The sequence below is a fragment of the Lonepinella sp. BR2357 genome, assembly GCF_051851525.1.
Taxonomy (GTDB): domain Bacteria; phylum Pseudomonadota; class Gammaproteobacteria; order Enterobacterales; family Pasteurellaceae; genus Lonepinella.
In genome coordinates, this window is record NZ_JBPDVG010000011.1 from 1 (window position 1) to 21543 (window position 21543).

The window sequence follows — 21543 nt, forward strand, 5'->3', positions numbered from 1 at the left end:
AATTATTAAAAATAACCAAAACCAACTATTTTGTCTACTAGAGCATAGTGTATAAAAAAGTGCCAACTATTTTGTCTACTATGCCATCTTTTATTATGCCTAGTGTTAGAGGATTATCCCACCAACTCATCCCCCAACACTTCCGCCTGTTCTAGCACTCGTGCGATGGCCTCTTGCTCTAAATCAGGTGGATAGCCATTCTTTTTCAGGGTTAAACGGATAATATTTCGCATGCGAGCTTTCACTGCAGGTTTAATTTTCCAATCCAGCGTTACGGATTTTTGCAATTGATCGGTGATTTCTTGTGCCAATCGTTTTAACACCGCATCTTGCATAATTTTCACCGCACTTTCATTGCGAATTAAGGCATCATAAAACGTCAATTCCGCATAACTCAAACCGAGTTGTTCACCTCGTTTTTGCTGTTCTTCAAACTCTTTTGCCATATCAATTAAGGCTTTCAACACATCAGCAACACTTAAACTTTGATTATGATATTGATTCATGGTTTCTTTGAGTTTATCTTCAAAGGTTTTTTGTAAGGTGATATTGCTGCCAGCTCCTTTGCGGAAATTCTGCTGTAAATATTTCGCAATGCGTTCCGCCCACAGATTTTTCGTGCCACTTTTTTGTACCCGTTCCAAGAACTCATCAGACAACAAGCTGATATTGGCTTGATGATCGTCCAATTCGTCCAGCAAATTCACCACGCCTTGCGATTCAACCGCCTGATTGAGCAATTCCACTAAGCGGATTTGACGTTCTCGATCAGCGGTTTTGGTTGGCGTGTCTTTGCCTATGCGTTGGCGAATACTATCAAAAAACGCCAATTCTCGCTCAAAACGTTTAACGAACGGATCGGAACTGCATAAGGCATAACCTTTTTTCGCACTACGTACCGCATTAATAAACGCTGTTTTGCGTGGTGTCGGGTCTTTTTTATCGGGGGATTTCTGCTCATAATCCAAGGCTAAAATATGTTCCGCCCCTTGATTAATGGCGTGTAACAAAGGCTCAACGCTAGTATGGGAAAGTGCTTCTTGCAAATCAAAGGGCTTGCCGTTGACTGGGGTGGCAAATTGCTTGCGGATAATATCCATATTTTCTGCTAATTTTTGCTTCACTAAGGCAATATCCACCGCCACGGATTCGCCACCAGTTGGGTTGCGACCATACATCGCCGTGGCTTCACGCAACGCCGCCGTTAGTCCGATATAATCCACAATCAAACCGCCGTTTTCATTGCTTTTATTGCGGAATACCCGATTCACCCTTGCGATGGCTTGCATCAAATTATGCTCTTTCATCGGCTTATCAATATACATTGTGTTACAGCACGGCACATCAAAACCCGTCAACCACATATCCACCACAATCACCATTCGCAAGCTATCATTTGGATCTTTAAAGCGTTTTTCCAACAATTTGCGGTCATCTTTGCTCGGTACAAAGCGTTGCAACGATTCAGGATCGGAAGCCGAACCTGTCATAATGACTTTCAACGCCCCAAGATTGACATCATCAGAATGCCATTCAGGGCGAAGTGCGGTGATTTTTTGGTAAAGTTTGACCGCAATTTCACGGCTCATCACCACCGTCATCGCCTTGCTTTCAATGCTTTCACAGCGTTTTTCAAAATGGCTAACAATGCTGTCGGCGAGCAAATTCAACCGCTCATCGGATCCCACCAGTTTTTCCATCATCTTCATTCGAGCATTTTCGCCAGCGTCATACACGGCTTCCGCTTCCCGAATCACATAATCAAACTGCTTCGATTCGCCCAGTTTAATTTGTAAGGCTTGATAAAAAATCGGCACGGTCGCCCCGTCAGCCACCGCATCTTCCATCGCATAAATCGACACATACCGCCCAAATACATCTTGCGTGTCCTTGTCTTCCTGCGAAATCGGCGTGCCGGTGAAACCAATAAATGACGCATTAGGAAGAGCTTCACGCAAATATTTAGCAAAGCCTGTGCGATATTGTCCGTTTTTGATTTGGGTGTTAAAGCCATATTGGGTGCGGTGGGCTTCGTCTGTCATCACGATAATGTTGGATCGATCATTCAACATTGGATGATGTTGCTCACCGTCTAACAAAGCGAATTTTTGAATGGTGGTGAAAATCACGCCGCCTGTTTCACGTTTTGCCAATTCATCACGCAAATTTTCCCGATCTTCCGCTTGCACAGGTTTTTGCCGAATAATGCTTTCGCCAGCCGAGAACGTGGCGAACAGTTGCCCATCTAAATCGTTACGGTCGGTCACCACTACAATGGTTGGATTTTGCAAGGCAGGCTGAGCCAACACACGCCCAGCATAAAACAACATAGACAGTGATTTGCCTGATCCTTGCGTATGCCACATTACGCCAATTTTGCGATTGCCGTTGGGAGCCGCCGCCAAAAGCGTACAATCCACCGCTTCATTGACCCCATAAAATTGGTGATAGGCGGCGATTTTCTTAATCACATTGCCATCATCATTCTCAAACACCACGAAATTTTGCACATAATTCAACCAGTTTTCAGGCGTGAGCAGCCCGTGCATTAAGCCGACCAATTCATTTTCAAAGGTAATGCGTTGCGAATCGTTTTTTTCATCCACCACTCGCCACACCGTAAAGCGTTCAAAATTCGCCGTCAGCGATCCTAGTCTGGCTTGGGAAAAATCGCTAATAATCAAGGCTTGATTAAACACAAACAGATCGGCGATTTCGTCTTTATAGGTCTGCAATTGATGATAAGCATCCAAAATATCTGCTTGATCGGAAAGGGGATTTTTCAACTCAAACACCACCAAGGGAAGACCATTGACAAAGCCAATCACATCAGGACGGCGATTGCCTTTGCGACCTTTAATGGTGAGCTGATTGACCATATCAAAGCGGTTATTGTCGGGGTTGTTGAAATCAATCAGATAGGCGTTGTAATGAATAGTTTTGCCGTCTTGTTTATAGGACACAGGCACGCCGTTACGCAACAGCTGATACGCTGCTTGATTACGTTCGGAAAGACTTGCCCCCGAGACTCGCACCACCTGAGCCACCACATCCGCCACCGCCATTTCAGGCAAATCAGGATTCAGCCGCTCCACTGCGTCCTGCAAAATCCGCTTAAATATCACATCAGACGGATTGGCACGAGAAAACTCACTGTTTTCCTCAATTTGACGAGCATCGGTATGCTCCCAACCGAGAGCGGCTAGATGCTCAAGGGCAAGGTTCTCAATGGCTTCTTCGTTGATGTTGAGTGGCATAAGTTTTCTCCTTATTGGTTTTACCCTCACCCTAGCCCTCTCCCAAAGGGAGAGGGGACAAGCGTTGTATTAATCACAAATTTTACAATTACCCTCGTTCAACCCCCTCTCCCTTTGGGAGAGGGCTGGGGTGAGGGTTTTATTACATCGTTATTTGCTTAACCCTGTACGCCAGTGCAGGGGAAAATCTATATATTATCTAAATTTCCATTAATTTTTTCTTTAAATGCAAGAACTAATGAATTTCTAGTTTCGCCAGAATTGATTAAATCAATAATTTTTTGTAAATGTTCGCTATCTGCACTATATGTGCCGATATATCCAGATCTTATTAATCCTTCCAACTCTTGTTTTCCTATATAATTCTTATCTCTCATTTGAAAATAGAATTTACTTTCGGTATTTAATAATTTCTCACAATGTTCGTGAGATAAAATAAAGGAAAGAACTTTATCATCGGTTTCTTTTGATTGAATAAATCTTAAATAAAATGGATTGCTATTTAATCTAAATTCATTTTCTCCGCAATGAGATAATGCTCTGTTTGTGGCTTTCATTTTGTTCATTTGTTCTTTGAAATGCTCATCAATATCAAATGCCCAATTATCTTTATTTTGTCTCAATCGTTTATATTGAACCATAACAATATTTTGATGAATTTTATTGACATAAATAAAATCTATTCCCATTATTTTTTCTAAAGATTTTCTATTAGTTACGTAAAGTGTTAAACTTTCCACTCCATTACTGTACTTTGCTCTACCAATCAAAGATTCACATTTTATACCTTCAAAGCTATTATGAACATCACCAGAAATTACATCATCTTCATAAACAGGATTACCTAAATTCTTGAGTTCGGTATCATATCCATTTTTGATTACCAAATCTTCAAGCGAATAGGAACGATCAAAATTAGCAATAGAAAAAGCAAATTTTATAGCATCAGCTTCCATTCTCTTAATATCTGATTTTTTAGGTTTTTCAATCAGATTAGAAATTTTCTCTGCATTATCACGCCATAGAAATTCAATCACTTTTTTACTCATCAATTCAGACAGAATAGACATTTGATTTTCTAGTTTATTTTCTATCGTTTGTCTTTCTCTACCTGAAAAAATAAGGACTAGCTCAGATAAATTTCCGATTACCATTTTCTGAAAATCAGACAACACAATTATCTTATCATCAGGTGTTGAATTGCGTTTATCTCTTATTTTGCATAAAAAACACTCATCATCACATTCAATCAGAACTAAGGATTTTTTTGTGAATTTATCACTTTCTTCTTTATTTAAGATAAAGGAAAATTTATTTTTATGACGCTCCCTGTCAAGAAATGTTTCAGTTTGTCTAGGACTAACCTTGTAAAGAATAAGATGTTTTCTTGCAATAAATGATTTTGCAGAATTGAGATCGATCATAATTCAATCTCCCCACTTAACAATTTCGGTAATAAATAATCCCTTAACTCTGATAATCTATGATTTTCATAGTTATTACTCAAAATCTTATTAAATAAATTCACAACATAATGGTGAAAAATTTTAATTAGCTCTTTTGGTGGATTAATTATTTCAATATTTGAAAATGTACTAGTATTCATATTAGGGGTAGCACTGCCACTGCTCGCCAATGCGATTAAATATTTTTTCATCTTTTCTTGCGATAGTGAAAAATACAAAAATTCAGAAAAATATTGTTCATTCGGCACAATACTATTTATTTGTTGATTGGTTTGCGATAGTTCGCTTGCAATAGCAACCAATCCAACTGTTGCAATGCAACTTACACAAATACTGCCTTTTGGAATGTATTTTTTTACTTGGCTATCCCCACCTGTTTTACTCAAATTATCAACGGTTTTTGTAATAAAAACATTGTTGTGCATATCAGGAATCTTAATAAAAGGAATATCATTGCCGTAATATTCGGTTTTGGATTTTGACGGTGTTTTACCGCAAATAATCGCTCCAAAATCTTTTAATGGTTTCACTCCCCACCCCAACGGCACCCCATCTTCCCCAAACCCACTCGGAAAAACTCTCGCCATTTCCACCGCACTTTCTCCCCCAATCACTTCAGCGGCGGCTAAATTGGCTTCTTGTTCGCTTTTGCCGTCTGCTAAGGCTTCGGCTTTGGCACGTACAGGGTCAAAATCAATAAACCAGCTTTTAAAAATCGTTTGGGCGATTTGTTCTAGGGTTTGGTTGGTTTGGGTGTTTAGGGTGATTTTGTCGTCAAATACTTGTAATATGCTCCCGATTTTTCCTTGAGTATCTAGGGATGGTACATCTATTTTTAATTTCTTTAATGAAGAAATATAAAGATTTTTTTGAACGCTTCCTTCAGCTAATGCTTCAATATGTTGTCTATTATTAAGCAAAGAATAGAATATGAATAAGTTATCAAATCTATCATTCACTTTTATATTTATAATTGCTCTATTTCCACACATATAGTCTTTAAGTATTCCCAAACGTCCTATTGTGCCAGATTTACTTATTACTATTGTATTGGGTTCAAATAACAATGCACTTTTCTTAGCACTCAAAAATCCTTTTTTTGTTAGTGTTTGAGATGTATTAAATACAGACCAATTATTAAGATCTGTAGCTCTGACCCATTTTATATCTCCACCAAAATAACTTGGTTCAGTTTGAGTAGGATTAACATATCCTTCTTGAAAATCAGCACATTCTGATAATTCCACTATATTCCAATCACTCATACCCCAATTCCCCCAAATTACTCTTAATCTTCGCTTCCAACTCCGCCCCCAATCTAAACTGTTCATTCAAAACTGCGGTTAATTTTTGCATTTTTTCCGCAAAAGGTACGCCGTCATCTTCGGCTTCTTCAGCTCCCACATAACGCCCTGCAGTCAGTACAAAATCATTGGCGGCAATTTCATCTAAACTGGCGGCATAGCAATAGGCAGGCACGTTTGCATAATCCTTGTCCTGTTGCCAGTTGTGGTAAGTTTGGGCGATTTTCGCAATGTCATCGGCGGTGAAATCCCGTTGTTTACGGCTTTTCATAAAACCGATTTTGCGTGCGTCAATAAACAACACTTCGCCTTGGCGAGCTTTGGCTTTGTTTAAAAACCAAATACAAGCAGGGATTTGCACGTTGGCGAACAACTGGCTTGGCAGGGCGACCATACATTCGACCAGATCGGCTTGAATAATATTTTTGCGAATTTCCCCTTCGTTGTTGGTTTGCGAACTCATTGAGCCGTTTGCCAGCACCATTGCCATCCGACCTTTGGGGCTTAGGTGATAAATCATATGTTGCAGCCAGGCAAAATTGGCGTTGCCTTGTGGCGGAATGCCGAATGCCCAGCGTGGGTCGTCAATCAGTTTTTCTTGCCACCAATCGGACACATTAAAGGGCGGATTTGCCATAATAAAATCCATTCGCTGGTCTAAATGGCGTGGGTTGGTGAGCGTGTTCGCCAGTTCAAAATTGGCTTCAATGCCCCGAATCGCCATATTCATAATGGCTAGGCGATAGGTGGTGAGATTGGCTTCTTGCCCGAAAATGGACACCGCATTGCGTTTGCCCTGATGTTCTTGAATAAAGCGGTCAGTCTGCACAAAAAAGCCGCCCGACCCCATCGCAGGGTCATATACCCGCCCTTGATAGGGTTCGAGCATTTCCACAATCAGCGATACAATGGATTTTGGGGTAAAGAACTCACCGCCCCGTTGCCCTTCTGCCATCGCAAATTTGCCTAAGAAATATTCATAAACGTGACCCAAAATATCTTTGGCACTGAGCGAAATCGGCTGACCGTTATACATCGGTTTGGAAAAATCCGTGCTGGAAAACAGGTTAATCAACTCCGCCATTGTGTGATCGTCCACCCGAAATTCGCTGATATGTTGCAGATTATTTTTCAATACAGGGTTTTCACGCTCAATGGCATCAAGGGCATTATCAATCAAGGCTGATGCCCCATTAAACTTCCCACCCCAAGGTAATTCATCACCACGGTTATAGGTAATGACCTGTTTGAGATTATCCCAACGGGATTCAACAGGCAGCCAAAAGACGTTATTTTCGGTGAAATAGTCCCGATTTTCGGCTTCTTCGGCAATTTGCTCAGGGGTGAAATAGGCAGGATCGAGATAATATTCGCTGTCGGGGTTGGTGAAGTTTTGTTGATTTTTTTCTTGCTGAACGCTGAAACTGTCGGAAACGTATTTGAGAAAGATTAAGCCAAGAATCACATATTTATAACTGCTCGGGCTTAATTGCTGACGGAGCTTATCCGCACTCGCCCAAAGGTTTTTGTCTAGCTCATTGAGAAAGGCGTTTTGTTCCGCTTGTGTTTGGTGGTCACCAGATGTGGTGCTGTGGTGCTGTGGTGCTGTGGTGCTGTGGTGCATTATACTATCTCCAGTTTAATTTGTCAATGTAAACAATGGGTTATGAAATGATTTGGATGTGTTTATTTTCGCATAAAAATGGGGGGAATTAAAGGGGATTTTTACCCTCACCCTAACCCTCTCCCAAAGGGAGAGGGGACGATCGTTATATTAATCAAAAAAATCTAATTTTCCCAAGATCAATTCCCTATCCCTTTGGGAGAGGGTAGGAGTGAGGGTAAAATCCCCTCTCCCTTTGGGAGAGGGCTAGGGTGAGGGTAACCACATTAAATCTCCGGCATATATTCCCCATTGATACACAAATAAATTGTTTCCAATACATTATCTATTTGACGATTAATTTCGTTATTATCAAATCGTAAGACTATAAATCCCAATTCATTTAAATACAGCGTTCTTTCTTTGTCATATTGCATTTGTTTATCTTCGTAATGTTGTGAGCCATCTAATTCAATGATCAGATTTTTCTCATAACAAATAAAATCAACAATATAAGGTTCAATCACACGTTGTCGATAGAATTTCAATCCACAAAATAATCTATTGCGTAAATGTTGCCAGAGTTTATGCTCTTCCTCGGTATCACGCTTTCTTAATTCACGAGAAAACTCTAATAAAATCTTGTTGGTAAATGTATTCATTTTATTCCCCTTTTTAGCGATGGGGATTTATTTTACCGACAGGGTGTAATGTATTGAAACGTTTCTTTGCGATTTTGGAATGGAGATCACAAAAATAGGGTTTACCCTCACCCTCACCCTAGCCCTCTCCCAAAGGGAGAGGGGACGATCGTTATATTAATCAAAAAAATCTAATTTTCCCAAGATCAATCCCCTCTCCCTTTGGGAGAGGGCTAGGGAGAGGGGACGATCGTTATATTAATCAAAAAAATCTAACTTTCCCAATATTAACCCCCTCTCCCTTTGGGAGAGGGCAGGGGTGAGGGTAAAACCCAAATTTTCCGTTATTTTTCCCCTAATCTATGCTATAATTCCCCCTAATTTTCACCAAATTGAGAAACCCTATGACAGATAATATCCAACCAGAATCACAACAAGGCGAATACGGTGCCAGTAGCATTAAAGTATTAAAAGGCTTAGATGCCGTGCGGAAACGCCCCGGCATGTATATCGGCGACACCGATGACGGTACGGGCTTGCATCATATGGTGTTTGAAGTGGTGGATAATGCCATTGATGAAGCCTTAGCTGGGCATTGTAAAGATATTATTGTGACGATCCATGAAGATAATTCTGTTTCCGTGGTGGATGATGGACGTGGTATTCCTGTGGATATTCACCCTGAAGAAGGGGTGTCGGCAGCGGAAGTGATTATGACTGTGTTGCACGCTGGCGGTAAGTTTGATGATAATTCTTATAAAGTATCAGGCGGTTTGCACGGTGTGGGCGTGTCGGTGGTGAATGCCCTTTCCGATAAATTATTGCTCACCATTCGCCGTCAAGGACATGTGTATGAACAAACCTATCGTTTAGGTGAACCGCAAGCCCCATTGGCTCAAATCGGTGATACCAGCAAAACAGGGACGACCGTGCGTTTTTGGCCGAGTTCAACCATTTTTAGCAAAACTGTCTTTGAATACGAAATCCTGAAAAAACGTTTACGTGAGTTATCATTCTTAAACTCTGGCGTGTCAATTAAATTATTTGATGAACGTGATGGTACGCAAGATCATTTCCATTATGAGGGTGGTATTCAAGCCTTTGTGGAATATTTAAATCAAAATAAAACCCCAATTCACCCAAAACCGTTTTATTTTTCCATGGAAAAAGACAATATCGGTGTGGAAGTGTCATTACAGTGGAATGATAGCTATAACGAAAATATTTATTGCTTTACTAACAATATTCCACAACGAGACGGCGGTACCCATTTAGCCGGTTTTCGTGGTGCCTTGACCCGAACGTTAAATAGCTATATGGAAAAATCAGGCTTAAATAAAAAAGGGAAAAGCGAGAAAGATAAAGTGGAAACCTCAGGCGATGATGCTCGTGAGGGGCTAGTGGCGATTGTCTCAGTGAAAGTGCCTGATCCGAAATTCTCATCACAAACCAAAGACAAACTGGTTTCTTCTGAAGTGAAAGGGGCGGTAGAATCCGCAATGAATGAGCGTTTGCAGGAATATTTAGAAGAAAATCCGAACGATGCAAAAATTATTGCGACCAAAATTGTGGATGCAGCACGTGCCAGAGAGGCGGCTCGCAAAGCTCGTGAAATGACCCGACGCAAGGGCGTGTTGGATATTGCAGGTCTTCCAGGTAAACTGGCCGACTGTCAAGAACGCGATCCGGCATTTTCTGAACTTTACCTCGTGGAGGGAGACTCTGCGGGCGGTTCTGCGAAACAAGGGCGTAACCGTAAAAATCAAGCGATTTTACCGTTAAAAGGGAAAATCTTAAACGTGGAAAAAGCCCGTTTTGACAAAATGTTGTCTTCGCAAGAAGTGGGAACATTAATCACTGCTCTCGGCTGTGGTATTGGTCGTGATGAATACAATCCTGACAAAATGCGTTACCACAAAGTGATTATTATGACCGATGCGGACGTGGACGGTTCGCATATTCGCACGCTTTTATTGACATTCTTCTATCGTCAAATGCCTGAAATTATTGAGCGTGGTTATGTGTATATTGCACAACCGCCATTGTACAAAGTGAAAAAAGGCAAGCAAGAACAATATATTAAAGATGAACCTGCGATGATCGAATATGAGTTGGCGATTGCGTTAGATGATGCGGCGTTATATATCAATCCGAATGCCCCAGCGATGACAGGATTACCATTAGAGAAATTAGTCACGGAATATAATAATGTCACCCAAATGATAGCACGTTTACACCGCCGTTACCCAGAGGCCTTGCTAAAAGAATTGGTGTATTATCCAACACTGACGAATGAGTTAATGAAAGATCAAACTGCGGTGGAAAATTGGGCAAATTTATTGGTGGAACGTTTGAAAGAAAAAGACACCAGTGGTAACCATTATTCGCATCAAGTGTTATTCAACCAAGAACGCCAGTTACATGAAATGTTATTAACCGTGCGTACTCATGGTATCGACACCAATTACAGCTTAGATTATGCTTTTGCCAACGGTAATGAATATGCTCGTATCGTCAAACTGGGTCAACAGTTAAGTGGTTTGTTGGATGATGGGGCGTATGTGACTCGTGGCGAACGTCGTTTAGAGGTGAGCAGTTTTGAGCAAGCCGTGGATTGGTTAGTTAAAGAATCTCGCCGTGGTTTGACGGTACAACGTTATAAAGGGTTAGGCGAAATGAACCCTGAGCAACTTTGGGAAACCACAATGGATCCAGAGGCTCGTCATATGTTGAAAGTGACGATTAAAGATGCGGTGGAAGCGGATCAGTTGTTTACCACGTTGATGGGGGATGAAGTGGAACCACGTCGTGAGTTTATTGAGAGTAATGCGTTAAGGGCAAATTTGGATATTTAGGGTGTCTTTGTTTGCGAAAAAAAGTTAATAAAAAGTTTCCTCCGATCTTACCTTATTTTCAAGTGGTAAAAACGAGGTTAATTCTAGAAAAGGATAAAAAATGAAAGTTATTATTCCAGTTGCTGGTTTAGGTACCAGAATGTTACCTGCCACCAAAGCCATTCCAAAAGAAATGCTTACTTTGGTCGATAAGCCGTTAATTCAATATGTTGTCAACGAATGTGTCAACGCGGGTGTAAAAGAAATCGTGCTAGTGACGCATTCTTCTAAAAATGCTATTGAAAACCATTTCGACACATCTTTTGAATTAGAAACGATGTTAGAGAAGCGTGTAAAACGCCAGTTATTGGAAGAAGTGCGTGCTATTTGCCCGAAAGATGTCACTATTATGCACGTTCGCCAAGGCAATGCCAAAGGCTTGGGACACGCCGTTTTATGTGGTCGTCCTGTGGTGGGTAATGAGCCTTTTGCCGTGGTGTTGCCTGATGTGCTGTTAGCGGATTTTACAGCTAACCAAAAAACTGAAAATCTTGCCGCTATGATCAAACGCTTTAAAGAAACGGGCAATAGTCAAATTATGGTTGCCCCAGTGGATCCAAAAGACGTGAGTAGTTACGGTATTGCAGACTGTGACGGTGTGGAATTTGCTGGTGGTGAAAGTGCCAAAATTGCTCGTATGGTAGAAAAACCAAGTGTAGAAAAAGCACCGTCTAATCTTGCAGTCGTAGGGCGTTATGTATTTTCAGCAGAAATTTGGCATTTATTAGAAAAAACGCCAGTGGGTGTCGGTGATGAAATTCAATTAACGGATGCCATTGATATGCTTATCGAAAAAGAAACCGTGGAGGCTTTCCACATGACAGGAGAGTCTTTCGACTGCGGTGATAAAATTGGTTATATGCAAGCCTTTGTAGAATATGGTTTACAACATGAAAAATTAGGCAAACCGTTCAAAGACTATTTGAAAAAATTAGCGAAAACCTTGTAATTTGCCTAAAATTCCCTCTCCCTTTGGGAGAGGGCTAGGGTAACCATTTCCGCATTTCACTCACCACATCTTTCACTTCAATTTCCGCCATCAAATTTTTACCCGATAATTTGGTTGCCCATGGCAATTCTTGAGAGAGTTTATGAAATTCTTTAAACGCATTTTGCTCATAGACCGAAATCACATTATCCAAATTATGATAAGGACCTGTTCGCCAAGGATTATGATAAGCATACAGACCGATAACAGGTGTTCCCACCATGGTGGCAATATGAGCAGGACCACTATCGGGTGCGATCACTAAATCCGCTTGTTGAATTAAAGCGGTCAATTCAGTTAAACTCGTTTTTCCGCACGCATTGGTTATCTGATTATCACAAAGTGCGGTGATTTTTTGGCAAATTTCCATTTCTCGTGAAGCAGGAGAACCACATAAAATCACGTTAATACCTTGTTGAGTGGCAACATTGGCGAGCTCCGCATAGCGTTCAATCAGCCAATCTTTTTCCATTTTGCTGGAGCAAGGGGAAATAATCAGATTGCGTTGGTTTGGTTGAATAAAGGTTTTTGCCTTTTGTTGTGCTGGCAAAGAAAGGTTTAATTGCCAATGAGGGGTAAATTTTGCTACGCCAATTTTTTCGGCAAATGCCATAAAACCGTCTAACACATGAGGATTTTCAGGATCATTCACTCGTTGATTAACAAAAAAACATTGTCCCTCTCTTGAGCGCTTTTTACCAAAACCGATTTTATATTTGGCTTTAATACCTAAAGATAAAATAGATGCACGGAAAGCGGTTTGCATATTTAATAACGCATCAAATGATTGATTTTTCAACTGTTTCCATAAAGCAAAAACGCCTCGCCAACCTGTTTTTTTATCAAATATAACTAAATCAATAGGCGGATTTTCAGGCATGACTTGCGATAATAACCCATACTCCACCTTTCCCACAATCCAAGTGATTTGACAAGCAGGATAAAAACGAGCAATTTCTTGTACCACGGCTAAAGCATGCGTAATATCACCAATAGCGGAAAGGCGTAGAACGCATAGGGATTTTGGCGGATTTTGGGGATTAAACAAAGGCATAAATTATCCTCATTCCTCCCCCTCTCCCTCTGGGAGAGGGTTGGGGTGAGGGTAAAATGATGTTTAAATAAACCCTCACCCTAGCCCTCTCCCAGAGGGAGAGGGAATAGTGTTGAGGGGAATTGGAAATAATACTATTTTAAAGTAGAATGATGCGAACGCCAACAAGGAATATAAAATGATTGAACGACAAGATCAAAATTGCTTTTTTTTATTAGCGAATGACAGTTATGCTGAACTCGATTATCGTCAATTTTTTAGTCCAGATTACTGGTTAAAAAAAGAGCGAGTTTCAGGCACCGCCAAAGGACGTGGCACCACTTACTTTTTACAAACCGAAGATTTATTCGGTGTGAATGTGAGCTTACGCCATTATTATCGTGGCGGATTATGGGGCAAAATTATTCGAGATCGCTACCGTTTTACCACACTTTTACAAACACGCAGTTTTGCCGAATTACGTTTGTTGCAAAAATTATACTTGGCTGGTTTACCTGTGCCGAAGCCGATTATGGCGGTCGTTGAAAAAGGCAAGTTAGGTATTTGTTATCGTGCTGATATTTTGATGGAAAAGATCGAAAATGCTCAAGATTTAACCGCACTTTTACAGCATCAAACCTTGCCCTCAGAAATTTGGCAACAGATTGGCGGCTTAATTCGCCAGTTGCACGATTTACAAATTTGCCATACGGATTTAAATGCCCATAATATTTTGCTCCAACAGACAGAAACAGGGCAAAAATGTTGGTTGTTAGATTTTGATAAGTGCGGTGAAAAATCAGGGGATTTTTGGAAACAAGGCAATCTTGAACGATTACAGCGTTCTTTTCATAAGGAAATTGAACGTATGAAAATTCAATTTAGTACGCAAAATTGGCAAGATTTATTAAGCGGTTATCACAATCGCCAGATTTAATGATAGAATACCGCAAATTTTTTTGAATAGATAAAATAATTAGGAATACCAATGCGTACAAGTCAATATTTATTTTCAACGCTAAAAGAAACCCCGAATGATGCTCAAGTGGTGAGCCATCAGTTAATGCTAAGAGCAGGTATGATTCGCCCAATGGCATCTGGCTTATATAACTGGTTGCCAACAGGTGTTAAGGTATTGAAGAAAGTTGAAAATATTATTCGTGAAGAAATGAACAAAGGTGGTGCCATTGAAGTGCTAATGCCTGTGGTGCAACCTGCCGAACTTTGGCAGGAATCAGGGCGTTGGAATGATTATGGTGCGGAGTTATTGCGTTTTACCGATCGTGGTAAACGTGATTTTGTGTTAGGACCTACTCACGAAGAAGTGATCACCGATTTAGTTCGCCGTGAAATCAGTTCTTACAAACAGTTACCGTTGAATTTATATCAAATTCAAACCAAATTCCGTGACGAAGTTCGTCCACGTTTTGGCGTAATGCGTTCCCGTGAATTTGTGATGAAAGACGCTTATTCTTTCCACACCACGAAAGAAAGTTTACAACAAACTTATGATGTGATGTATCAGGTTTATAGCAATATTTTCAATCGGCTAAATCTGGATTTCCGTGCAGTACAAGCGGATACAGGTTCAATCGGTGGTTCCGCATCACATGAGTTTCAAGTGCTGGCTCAAAGCGGTGAAGATGATGTGGTATTTTCTACCGAAAGTGATTTTGCCGCCAATATTGAATTAGCGGAAGCGGTGGCGGTAGGTGAACGCCAACAACCAACCAAAGCTATGGAATTAGTAGATACGCCAAATGCGAAAACCATTAATGAGTTAGTAGAACAGTTTAATCTGCCGATTGAGAAAACCGCCAAAACCTTGATTGTAAAAGGGGCTACAGAAGAACAGCCGTTAATCGCCTTAATTTTACGTGGCGATCATGAATTAAATGAAGTTAAAGCTCAAAAACACCCGTTAGTCGCTGATCCATTAGAATTTGCCGATGAAGCAACAATTAAAGCCAAAATTGGGGCAGGTGTGGGTTCACTAGGTGTGGTGAATTTACCGATTCCAGCGGTGATTGATCGCTCCGTGGCATTAATGTCTGATTTTACGGTGGGCGCGAATATTGACGGCAAACATTATTTCAATGTGAACTGGGAACGGGACGTGGTTGTGCCTGAGATTTTTGATTTGCGTAACGTCGTCGAGGGTGATCCAAGCCCAGATGGAAAAGGCACGTTGCAAATTAAACGGGGCATTGAGGTGGGGCATATTTTCCAACTGGGGACGAAATATTCCGAAGCCATGAAAGCCACCGTGCAAGGCGAAGACGGCAAACCATTGGTGATGACCATGGGTTGTTACGGTGTTGGTGTCACCCGTGTGGTCGCTGCGGCTATTGAACAACATCATGATGAGCGTGGGATTATTTGGTCAAGCGATGAAATTGCCCCATTCACGGTGGCGATTGTGCCAATGAATATGCACAAATCCGACACAGTGCAACAATTCTCCGAAGATTTATACCGCACTTTACAATCGCAAGGTGTCGATGTGATTTTTGACGATCGCAAAGAACGCCCTGGCGTCATGTTTGCAGATATGGAGTTAATCGGTGTACCGCACATGGTCGTGATTGGTGAGAAAAATCTAGCGAATGGCGAAATTGAATATAAAAACCGCCGTACGGGTGAAAAACAGATGATTGCCAAAGATCAGTTATTGGATTTTTTGCGTGCAAATGTAAACGCTTAATTTATAGATTGGGGCATAGATTATGCCCCTGTATTTTTTATGCCATAGAATGTAATTCAAACCAACTTTCTAAAATTAAACAAGCCGAAATACCATCTACTTTGCCTTTATCTAAAGCTCTAAAACCGCCACGTTGAAAAATTTCTGCTCTAGCGTCCACGGTGGTAAGGCGTTCATCTTGTAATTCCACAGGTAAACCAAAACGCCCGTGTAAACGGTTGGCAAATTTTTTGGCTCGTAAGGTGAGAGCCTGTTCGGTGCCATCCATATTGAGTGGTAAACCGACCACAAGGCGATCGGGTTGCCATTCTTTGAGTAATTTTTCAATAGCGTCCCAATTTGGAATACCATCTTGTGCTTTAAAGGCGGTCAAGGCTTGTGCCGTGCCAGTAATAGATTGTCCCACCGCACAACCGATACTTTTGGTGCCAAAATCAAAGGCGAGAACAGTGATCCCCATTAGCAATATCCTGCCTTACCACTTAAATTATGGCTATCAATCCCCAATAATTTTAGCGATTCTGTCCAACGATCTTGATAAGCTACATCAAAAATAATCCGCTCATCTGCTGGCATAACTAACCACATATTTTGAGCGATTTCTTGCTCTAGCTGACCGTTCACCCAGCTGGCACAGCCTAAGCCAACCAAATATTTTTCAGGGGCATTTGGTGTACCGAAAGTATCAATTACATCGGCTGAGGTAGTAAGTTGTAAACGGTCACTAATTTTATAACTATGTAGAAAAGATTGTACTGTTGGGGTGTGTAAAATAAAACCACGCTCAATACTAACAGGTCCACCAGCCACCACATAATCCTGTGGATAAACTTTGTCATCAGACATCATAAAACGCAATTTTGCCACCATTTCGGTAAGGCTTAAATCTGTTGGTTGATTTAAGACTAATCCCATGGCACCTTTGTCATTATGTTCACACATAAAAATCACCGCACGATGAAAATAATCATCGTCCATGGTAGGCATTGCGATTAATAAGTGATTTTGCAAATTCATGGTAATTTATGTTCTCGTTTGATTTTAATTAATAGGGCATTGCAACATTGCTCAAGTAATTGATAGGTTTCATCAAAACGTCCAGTATACCAAGGATCAGGAATATGATCATAAGCTAAATCAGGACAAAGGCTGGCGATAGCAAAAATATTTTGTTGTTTACCAAATAAGCGGTGTAAATCGTATAAATTATGGTTATCCATGGCGATGATATAATCAAAATTCTCTCGATCTTTTAACCGCACTTTGCGACTGACAAAATCATGACTTTTAATCCTTAAGCGATCTAATACATCGGCGGTTCCACAGTGCATATCATCACCATCATTTTCGCCTGATGTACCAGCACTATCCGTTTCAATAAAATCGGATAAACCTGCTTTTTGAATTTTATCTCGCATTAAATATTCAGCCATAGGGGAACGGCAAATATTGCCAAGACATACAAAGAGAATTTTGATTTTTTGCATATTTTCTTATGTTTTTGTTAATTAAGTTATAGGGTTAATTTGGGGATTGCTCGCAAATTTTCAATGTGGCTTTAATCAACTCCAACGCAATCGTCCCTTGTGGTGGTAATTCAGGCATGGGTTCATTATATTTGAACCATCTGGCATCCACAATTTCAGCTTCTTGCAACTGAATTTCGCCACTGTCATAATCTGCTAAAAAGCCGACCATTTGGGAATTGGGAAACGCCCACGGCTGACTGCCGAAGTAGCGGATATTTTTCACTTTAATCCCTGTTTCTTCAAACACTTCACGCTCTACAGTTTGCTCAAAGGTTTCGCCTACTTCCACAAAACCTGCCAGCGTGGTATATAATCCAGCACTCCCATCGCTACGGATATGGCGTTGATGGCATGCCAGTAAAATCTCATCATGACGGCGAACGGCAACAATAATAGACGGACAAATCACGGGATAGGCTCGATAATGACAAGCAGCATTTTGGCACTGCACCGCCCATTCATCGCAAGTGACTGCGGTTTTTTCACCGCACTTTCCGCAAAATTGATGGGTTTTAAAGAAATGATTGAGTTCAATGCCACGATTGAGCAAATAAAATTGTGTTTTAGGTAAACCTAATAAAGCACGTAAAGTTGTCCATTCTCGTTGTTCATTTGCCGTGTTTTTATTGGTCGTTTCTTCTTGCACCAAATACAGTGGTGCATTATGCCATTCGCCGATTTGGGTGGCTTGCTTACCGATTAAGCCTAATTGTTCCGCACTGCCAAAAGGCAATTCATGGTTGGGGAAATAAATTTGTTGGGCTTGGTGAATTAACCAGTAGCCCGTTTCATTGCTGATCGTTTTCATTAGTGTGCTTCGTCCCAGTTATCGCCTACACCCACATCCACAATTAATGGCACGCTTAATTGAGCCGCATTTTCCATTTCGGTTTTAATCAGTTGGCTAAATTCTTCGATTTTTTCCGACCGCACTTCAAATACCAATTCATCGTGAACTTGCATAATCATCACAATATCTGGATTATTTTGAATTTTGTTATCTAAGGCGATCATGGCTTTTTTAATAATATCCGCCGCCGTCCCTTGCATTGGTGCATTAATTGCCACACGCTCCGCCCCTTTTCTTCGCATGGTGTTGCTGGAATGAATGTCAGGCAAATATAAACGGCGACCGAATAGGGTTTCCACATAGCCTTGAGCTTTTGCCTTGGCTTGAATATCCGTCATAAAGGTTTGTACATTTGGGTAGCGTTGGAAATACAAATCGATATATTTTTGTGCTTCACCCCGAGCAATACCGAGCTGACGAGCAAGACCAAACGCTGACATGCCATAAATCAAACCAAAGTTAATCGCTTTGGCACTACGCCGTTGTTCACTGCTAACATTGTCTAGTGGCAAGCCAAAAATTTCCGCTGCGGTAGCACGGTGAATATCCTTGCCTTGTTGGAAAGCATTAGTTAAACCGTGATCGCCCGATAAATGTGCCATAATGCGTAATTCAATTTGTGAATAATCCGCTGCCACGATTTTAAAGCCCTCTCTGGCAATAAAGGCTTGGCGAATTTTACGCCCTTCTTCATTGCGGATAGGAATATTCTGTAAATTGGGATCGCTGGATGAAAGCCGTCCTGTGCTGGTTACTGCCTGATGATAAGAGGTATGCACTCGCCCTGTTTTGGGGTTAATCATCAAAGGTAATTTATCGGTGTAAGTGGATTTTAACTTGGCTAAACCACGATGTTCAATCAGCAATTTTGGCACAATATGCCCTTGTTGAGCTAACGCTTCCAACGCCTCTTCATTGGTGGATGGCGAGCCTTTCGGGGTTTTGGCAATGACTGGCAAAGCGAGCTTTTCAAACAGAATTTCTTGTAATTGCTTGGTGGATGCTAAATTAAAGGTTTCGCCTGCTTCTTGATGCACCTGTTGTTCTAGCTCATTCAATCGCAAGGTAATTTCCGCAGATTGTGTTGCCAACGCTTGCTTATCAATTAACACGCCGTGCCGTTCAATGCGAGAAAGCACCGTGACTAACGGCAATTCAATTTGTTCAAATAACGTAATCAGCTCAGGTGTCGCCTGTAATTCTTGCCATAAGGTTTGATGCAATTTCATGGTAACATCGGCATCTTCTGCCGCATATTCGGTGGCTTTATCTAACTCAATCTGATTAAAGGTGAGTTGGTTTTTGCCTTTGCCCGCTAAGGTTTCAAACGCAATGGTTTGATGTCCGAGATAACGTTCGGCTAAATCGTCCATATTATGTCGCCCTGTACTGTTTAACACATAGCTTTCTAACATGGTATCAAATTGCACCCCTTGCACGGCAATGCCATGGTTAGCAAAAATTGTTAAATCATATTTAATATTTTGTCCGATTTTTTTGATGTTAGCGTTCTCTAACAAGGGTTTTAATTGGTTTAAACAATATTGTTTATCTAATTGATTTTCAATTAATTTCCATTGCATTTCAGGGCTTTCGGCATCGGCGAATAAATCCCCTTGTCCATTCTCATGATGCACAGCCACTTGCTTACAATGTCCTAAGGGAATATAACAGGCTTTGCCATTTTCCAATCCAAAGGAAATACCGACTAATTCCGCTTGCATGGCATCAAGGGCGTTAGTTTCGGTATCCACCGCCACTAATTTGGCTTGCTCAATTTGTTTAATCCACTGATTTAACTGTGTTTCTGTCGTGATCGTTTCATATAAAGTGCGGTCAATTTTTACTAAATTTTTCACCGCACTTTGCTCAATTTTTTCTTCTTTGGCAATATTAGCGGTTGCCTGATAAGGATTAATCTTTACCGTTTGCTCTGTTGGATTCGTCACGGAACTTTCGCCGTTCAATACTTCATTTAACCAACGTTTAAATTCATATCGCCCAAAATATTCAGCAAGTTGATCGTTATTCGCTGTACCGATTTGGAGTTGATCATGGCTCACTTCTAATGGGACATCGGTTTTAATGGTGGCTAACACATAGGACAGATCCGCATCTGCCTTGGCAGATAACAATTTTTCGCCTAATTTTTTCGCACCACGAATCGGCAAATCGGCAACTTTATTGAGATTAGCATAAATTTCCGTCATTGACCCAATCCCTTGTAACAAGCCCAATGCGGTTTTTTCACCCACGCCAGCGACACCAGGAATATTATCCGAGCTATCGCCCATTAATGCCAAATAATCAATAATCAATTCAGGTGGAATCCCATATTTTTCTATCACACCAGCACGATCTAACAGACTATTATTCATGGTATTAATCAGCATAATATGCTGATTAACCAGCTGTGCCATATCCTTATCGCCCGTAGAAATGAGCACATTTTTCCCCACACTTGCCGCCTGCATGGCAAGCGTACCGATCACATCATCAGCTTCCACGCCTCCAATGGACAATAACGGAATGCCTAATGCCCGAATCATCTGATGTAACGGTTCAATCTGCGACCGCAATTCATCAGGCATCGGTGGGCGATGGGATTTATATTGCTCAAACAGTTCATCACGAAAGGTTTTGCCCTTAGCATCAAACACCACCGCAATATGGCTTGGTTGCACTTGCGAAATCAGGCTTTTGATCATATTCAACACACCATACATCGCCCCAGTCGGCTCACCTTGCGAATTAGTTAAAGGAGGAAAGGCATGAAAGGCACGATATAAATAAGACGAACCGTCCACGAGGACGAGAGGGTTTGGGGCAATTTGGGTCATAGTATTTCTCGCTAATTTAGTATGACCTTATTATAGCTTAATTTGGCGGAAGAATTGTATTTTATATGTGAAATGGTTATTTTGCTAAAAGAAAAAATCCAATTTTTGAGTCAAGCATTTTGACTTACTAGCTGAAACAGCTAGGCACTGGATTTGTATAATTTGAACATTCGGGCAGTCATGGCTTAGTCGTGCGATATGGCAGACAAATTTACATTTGATGTGATTCAAATCGTACTTTTAGGGCAATTCTCAGATTGGGAAGTTGTGTTACACTTTGGTTTAATAAGCGCTGGAATAATTAGTCGATATAAGATCACTTATAATCTACTAACTTATTTAATTGACTAAAAAGAAAGTGGATTATACCATATCACAATCAGAATAATTGGGTTTGAAATGGTATTGAAAAGTTACTTTAAATAGAATGATTA

The 21543-nt window shown here is 40.9% G+C and carries 15 protein-coding genes; 4 read left to right on the forward strand and 11 right to left on the reverse strand.

What is annotated here, in order from left to right:
• Positions 1-113: 113 nt before the first annotated feature.
• The 5 genes from ACTG7L_RS08415 to ACTG7L_RS08435 form a co-directional block, all read right to left on the reverse strand.
• Positions 114-3257: a type I restriction endonuclease subunit R gene (locus ACTG7L_RS08415; protein WP_439328158.1), complete on the reverse strand. Its 3144-nt coding sequence runs from the start codon at positions 3255-3257 to the stop codon at positions 114-116.
• Between the two features lie 188 nt (positions 3258-3445).
• Complete coding sequence (locus ACTG7L_RS08420) at positions 3446-4681, reverse strand: hypothetical protein (protein ID WP_439328159.1); 1236 nt, start codon at positions 4679-4681, stop codon at positions 3446-3448.
• A complete protein-coding gene (locus ACTG7L_RS08425; RefSeq protein WP_439328160.1) occupies positions 4678-5988 on the reverse strand; it encodes a restriction endonuclease subunit S in 1311 nt (436 codons plus the stop codon). The genes ACTG7L_RS08420 and ACTG7L_RS08425 overlap by 4 nt, the downstream gene beginning before the upstream one ends.
• On the reverse strand, positions 5981-7651 hold the full coding sequence (locus ACTG7L_RS08430; RefSeq protein ID WP_439328161.1) for a type I restriction-modification system subunit M: 1671 nt from the start codon (positions 7649-7651) through the stop codon (positions 5981-5983). The genes ACTG7L_RS08425 and ACTG7L_RS08430 overlap by 8 nt, the downstream gene beginning before the upstream one ends.
• 266 nt (positions 7652-7917) lie before the next feature.
• Complete coding sequence (locus tag ACTG7L_RS08435; RefSeq protein ID WP_439328162.1) at positions 7918-8292, reverse strand: endonuclease domain-containing protein; 375 nt, start codon at positions 8290-8292, stop codon at positions 7918-7920.
• A gap of 383 nt (positions 8293-8675) precedes the next feature.
• Between ACTG7L_RS08435 and gyrB the strand changes: the two genes are divergently transcribed.
• Both gyrB and galU read left to right on the forward strand, forming a co-directional pair.
• Positions 8676-11126: a DNA topoisomerase (ATP-hydrolyzing) subunit B gene (gyrB, locus tag ACTG7L_RS08440; RefSeq protein ID WP_439328163.1), complete on the forward strand. Its 2451-nt coding sequence runs from the start codon at positions 8676-8678 to the stop codon at positions 11124-11126.
• Positions 11127-11226: 100 nt separating this feature from the next.
• Positions 11227-12114, forward strand: coding sequence for a UTP--glucose-1-phosphate uridylyltransferase GalU (gene galU / locus ACTG7L_RS08445; protein WP_439328164.1), 888 nt, complete (start codon positions 11227-11229; stop codon positions 12112-12114).
• A 34-nt stretch (positions 12115-12148) separates the two neighbouring features.
• On the opposite strand, the gene ACTG7L_RS08450 is transcribed toward galU, so the two are convergent.
• Positions 12149-13207: a glycosyltransferase family 9 protein gene (locus ACTG7L_RS08450; RefSeq protein ID WP_439328165.1), complete on the reverse strand. Its 1059-nt coding sequence runs from the start codon at positions 13205-13207 to the stop codon at positions 12149-12151.
• 178 nt (positions 13208-13385) lie between these two features.
• Between ACTG7L_RS08450 and ACTG7L_RS08455 the strand changes: the two genes are divergently transcribed.
• Positions 13386-14123, forward strand: coding sequence for a 3-deoxy-D-manno-octulosonic acid kinase (locus ACTG7L_RS08455; RefSeq protein WP_439328166.1), 738 nt, complete (start codon positions 13386-13388; stop codon positions 14121-14123).
• Between the two features lie 51 nt (positions 14124-14174).
• Positions 14175-15890 carry a proline--tRNA ligase gene (gene proS, locus ACTG7L_RS08460; protein WP_439328167.1) on the forward strand — a complete coding sequence of 572 codons (1716 nt, stop codon included), beginning with the start codon at positions 14175-14177 and terminating at the stop codon, positions 15888-15890.
• Positions 15891-15927: 37 nt separating this feature from the next.
• Here proS and ruvX read toward each other — a convergent pair whose 3' ends face one another.
• Genes ruvX through polA form a run of 5 tightly spaced genes read right to left on the reverse strand, consistent with a single transcriptional unit; the run spans position 15928 to position 21109 of the window.
• A complete protein-coding gene (gene ruvX / locus ACTG7L_RS08465) occupies positions 15928-16350 on the reverse strand; it encodes a Holliday junction resolvase RuvX (RefSeq protein WP_439257484.1) in 423 nt (140 codons plus the stop codon).
• Entirely contained in the window at positions 16350-16907 is a 558-nt protein-coding gene (locus ACTG7L_RS08470) for a YqgE/AlgH family protein (RefSeq protein WP_439328168.1), read from the reverse strand. Before ACTG7L_RS08470 ends, ruvX begins: the two co-directional genes overlap by 1 nt.
• Entirely contained in the window at positions 16904-17377 is a 474-nt protein-coding gene (locus ACTG7L_RS08475; protein ID WP_439328169.1) for a low molecular weight protein-tyrosine-phosphatase, read from the reverse strand. The genes ACTG7L_RS08470 and ACTG7L_RS08475 overlap by 4 nt, the downstream gene beginning before the upstream one ends.
• Before the next feature lie 34 nt (positions 17378-17411).
• Complete coding sequence (nudC, locus tag ACTG7L_RS08480) at positions 17412-18227, reverse strand: NAD(+) diphosphatase (RefSeq protein WP_153985336.1); 816 nt, start codon at positions 18225-18227, stop codon at positions 17412-17414.
• Positions 18227-21109 (reverse strand): DNA polymerase I, encoded by a 2883-nt coding sequence (gene polA, locus ACTG7L_RS08485; RefSeq protein WP_439328170.1) that lies wholly within the window; start codon positions 21107-21109, stop codon positions 18227-18229. The genes nudC and polA overlap by 1 nt, the downstream gene beginning before the upstream one ends.
• Positions 21110-21543: the final 434 nt, after the last annotated feature.